At 76.2% G+C, this 3,500-nt stretch carries 2 protein-coding genes; one reads left to right on the top strand and one right to left on the bottom strand.

Annotated elements, in window-relative coordinates; translation table 11 throughout:
- Nucleotides 1–647: 647 nt before the first annotated feature.
- Entirely contained in the window at nt 648–1,982 is a 1,335-nt protein-coding gene (locus tag ACFVHV_RS43495; RefSeq protein WP_380359375.1) for a DUF1254 domain-containing protein, read from the bottom strand.
- A gap of 384 nt (nt 1,983–2,366) precedes the next feature.
- On the opposite strand from ACFVHV_RS43495, the gene ACFVHV_RS43490 reads away from it, so the two are divergent.
- Nucleotides 2,367–3,407 (top strand): NAD-dependent epimerase/dehydratase family protein, encoded by a 1,041-nt coding sequence (locus ACFVHV_RS43490; RefSeq protein ID WP_380359373.1) that lies wholly within the window; start codon nt 2,367–2,369, stop codon nt 3,405–3,407.
- Nucleotides 3,408–3,500 lie beyond the last annotated feature (93 nt).

The raw sequence follows: 3,500 nt of genomic DNA, 5'->3' as shown, positions 1-3,500 counted from the left end.
AGGCCGAGGGGTGGTGGGCGTGCTGCGGGGCGCCAGGGGGCCGGCGATTGCCGGCCAGGACCGCGGGCACGGGACGGCAGCTGCCCGCCCCCGGGCAGGAAGGGACGCGTGAGAAGTCGAGCGGGCCGACTTCCCACGCCCAACGCGTCGGGCATCGGCGGCCAATGCAGACCGACCTGCCACTGCCGCCCCCAGAAGCCGGACCGAGGATGCACAAGAAGTCGACCAGGCCGACTTCCCAAGCGAGGCGCGGAGCCAGCACGCCAGCGGGAGAGGCCGAGGGGTGGTGGGCGTGCTGCGGGGCGCCAGGGGGCCGGCGATTGCCGGCCAGGACCGCGGGCACGGGACGGCAGCTGCCCGCCCCCGGGGAGGGGGGGATGCGTGAGAAGTCGACCGGGCCGACTTCTCGTGCGCAACAGGGTCAGGGCAGCAGCGCCGTGGACCGACCTGCCACTGCCGCCCCCAGAAGCCGGACCGAGGATGCACAAGAAGTCGACCAGGCCGACTTCCCAAGCGAGGCGCGGAGCCAGCGCGCCAGCGGGAGAGACCGAGGGCGTGGTCGGCGTGCCGCGGGGCGTCAGGGGGCCGGCGGTCGCCGGCCGGGACGGCGGGCACGAGCTCTTCGGGCGGGGGCGGGTTGCGGGGCGTCAGGCCCGGTGGATCGGCGGGGGCTGGTAGCTGCCGTCCAGGACGGCGGGCTCGGGCTGGTAGATGCGGAGGATGGGGCGGAACTCGCCGGGCGGGGTGGGGAGCCAGTTGGCGGCGGCGGCCGGGTCCTCGGGCTGGTCGTGCTGGAGGGCCAGGGTGAGGGAGCCGTCCTCGGCGTGCGCGAGGCCGGGGGTGCGGTCGCCGATCGAGTAGCGGTCGATCGGGTTCTCCACCAGGTAGTAGTCCGGGACGGAGTACATCGTGACGGACCAGAAGGCCCCGGCCGGGGGCGGCTGGTCGAAGCGCAGGGTGTAGTCGTGGGCCCCGGTGAGGGGTCGGCCGTCGGAGTCGTCGTAGGTCATCGCGTACGAGGCCTCGTAGGCGTGGTTGCCCCAGAGGCCGGCCCGGGCGGCGGCGGCCCGGCTGAGGTAGGCGGCGCGGCGGTCGGGGATGCGCCACTCGGGGTCGTCCAGGGTGCCGGGGCCCAGGTGGTCGGTGTTGTAGTCGAACAGGTGGAGCGTGCTGCGCCACTCGCCGGGCGGGTGGTCCTCGGGCGGGCGGGTGGCGTCCTCGACCCGTTCGCGGCCGGCGGCCAGGCCCTTGGCCAGCGTCAGCGTCCATTCGGGGGCGGCCGAGCGGTACGGCGAGGCGCCGTCGTCCAGCAGGCTGAGCGGGGCGAAGCGGCGCTGGTACTCGATGTCCGCGGTGGCGGGCGGGAAGGCCTGCATCCAGACCCGCAGCCGTTCGAAGAAGGCCAGCCGCTCGGGGACGTCCCCGTCCGGCTCGGGGAGTCCGGCGACCAGGCCGCCGGGTTCCAGCGGCTCCAGTTCCAGGGCGGACTGGAGGGCCCGGACCCGGGGCAGGTCCTCCGGCCCGGTGCAGGCGAAGCGGCCGACGAGGGTGCCGACGGTGGTCGGCAGCTCGATCACCCGGTTCGGGTCCGGCGGGGTGCCGTGCCAGCCTGGTGGGACGATCAGCCAGGTCTGCGCGCCGGTGCCGGTGGCCCGGCGGCCGAGGTAGGCGACGTTGTCCGTCCAGGCGTCGATGATCTGCAGCACGTAGTAGGCGCCCGCGGTGTCCGGGACGCGCAGCACCTGGGGGCCTTCGGAGAGGTCGAGCTGGGCGATCGAGTAGATCGTGTCGTTGTTGACCGAGACGAAGCGGTCGGCCGGACCGGCCAGCCGGGTGGCGTGGCTGATGTGGTTGAACGGCGCCGCCGGCAGGGTGCCCAGGCCGCCGCGGGCGAAGCGCTCGACCATGGTGAGGCCGGCAACCAGCGGATAGCCGTAGACGTACGCGTCGGCGGCCAGGGCCTCCAGCTCGGGCTGGTTCATCGCGGGTCCTTCGTCCGGGGCGGGCAGCCGGTCGGCGGAGTGCTCGGCGTCGGCGGGCCGTTCGTCACCGGCGGGGGCCGGCGGGTCCGCCGTCCGGGCCGTGCTCCGGGCCGTGCTCCGGGCCGTGCTCCGGGCCGTGCTCCGGGCGGGCGCCGGACCGGGGTTCGGTCGCCGACCGCGGTACACCTCGGATGCTAAGCGGGGCCGGGTGGGGCGGCATGTCGGACCGGACGCCCCGCGGCATCCGGCGACCCGACGCCCGTGACCGGACGCCCGTGACCCGACACCCGTGACCCGACCTCTGCGGCCCGACTTCTCCGGCCCGGCATCTGCTGACCGCGAATCCGGGCGTACGGGCGGTGCGGCCCGGAGAGGGTCCTCGGTATGAAGATCCTCTTGCTTGGGGGCTCGTCCTTCCTGGGACGGGCCTACGCTGCCGAGGCCCTCGCCCGGGGCCACCGGGTGACCACCTTCAACCGCGGTCGCAGCGCCGCCGACCTGCCCGGCGTCGAGGCGGTCCGGGGCGACCGCGACAGTGCCGGGGACCTCGCCCGGCTGGTGGACGGCCGCAGCTGGGACGCCGTCGTCGACACCTCCGCCCAACAGCCCGCCCAGGCCGCGCGCAGCGCCCGGCTGCTGCGCGAGCGGGCCGGCCACTACACCTTCGTCTCCTCCGTGCACGCCTTCGCCGACTGGCCCGCCCGGGCGGTCGACGAGGACTCCGCACTGCACCCCTGCCCCGCCGACACCCCGCCCGGCCAGCCGCCCGCCACCGCCCTGAAGGCCGGCTGCGAGCGCGCCGTGCTGGCGGGGTTCGGCGCCGGGCGCACGCTGGTGCTGAACAGCGGACTGCTCGTCGGACCGTACGAGTTCGGCGGCCGACTGCCCTGGTGGCTGGAGCGGATGGCACGCGGTGGTCGGGTGCTGGCCCCGGGGGATCCTCGGCGGACCATGCAGGTGATCGACGTCCGGGACTTCGCCGGCTTCGGGCTGGACCTGCTGACGGCCGGGACGACGGGGCGCTGCATCACCACGGCGCCGCCCGGGCGGCTGAGCTTCGGCGAGTGGCTGGCGACCTGCCGGGAGGTCGCGGGGGCCGCGGACACCGAGCTGGTCTGGGTGCCGGACGAGCCGCTGCTCGCCGAGGGGCCGGACCAGGTGGGCGCGTGGACCGAACTCCCCCTCTGGGCACCGGACCTGCCCGAGATGGCGGGCGCCTGGCTGGCCGACACCGGCCGGGCGGAGGCGGCCGGGCTGCGCTGCCGCCCGTTCGCCGAGACGGCGCGGGACACCTGGGAGTGGCTGCGGCGGCGCGGGCCGGTCGAGGACACCGACGCCGAGGGGCGCAAGGGGCGGCCGGGGGCGGCGGTGCGGCAGGGCCTCGAACCCGCCAAGGAACGGCGGCTGTTGGCCGCCCTCGGCTGACGGCGGCGCCGGTCGGCAGCGGTGCCCGGGCACCGGGAGTGGGGGGTGGGGGGGGGCGGGTTAACCCCCCCCCCCCCCCACCCCGCAACCCAC

Source organism: Kitasatospora sp. NPDC127116 (assembly GCF_042677365.1).
In the GTDB taxonomy this organism is placed as follows: domain Bacteria; phylum Actinomycetota; class Actinomycetes; order Streptomycetales; family Streptomycetaceae; genus Kitasatospora; species Kitasatospora lactacystinica.
This window is presented reverse-complemented; position numbering and strand designations above follow the sequence as displayed.

Bases quoted from the DNA above. Each gene is read 5' to 3' on its own strand.
- ACFVHV_RS43495 (WP_380359375.1), bottom strand. From the start codon at position 1,982: ATGAACCAGCCCGAGCTGGAGGCCCTGGCCGCCGACGCGTACGTCTAC.
- ACFVHV_RS43490 (WP_380359373.1), top strand. From the start codon at position 2,367: ATGAAGATCCTCTTGCTTGGGGGCTCGTCCTTCCTGGGACGGGCCTAC.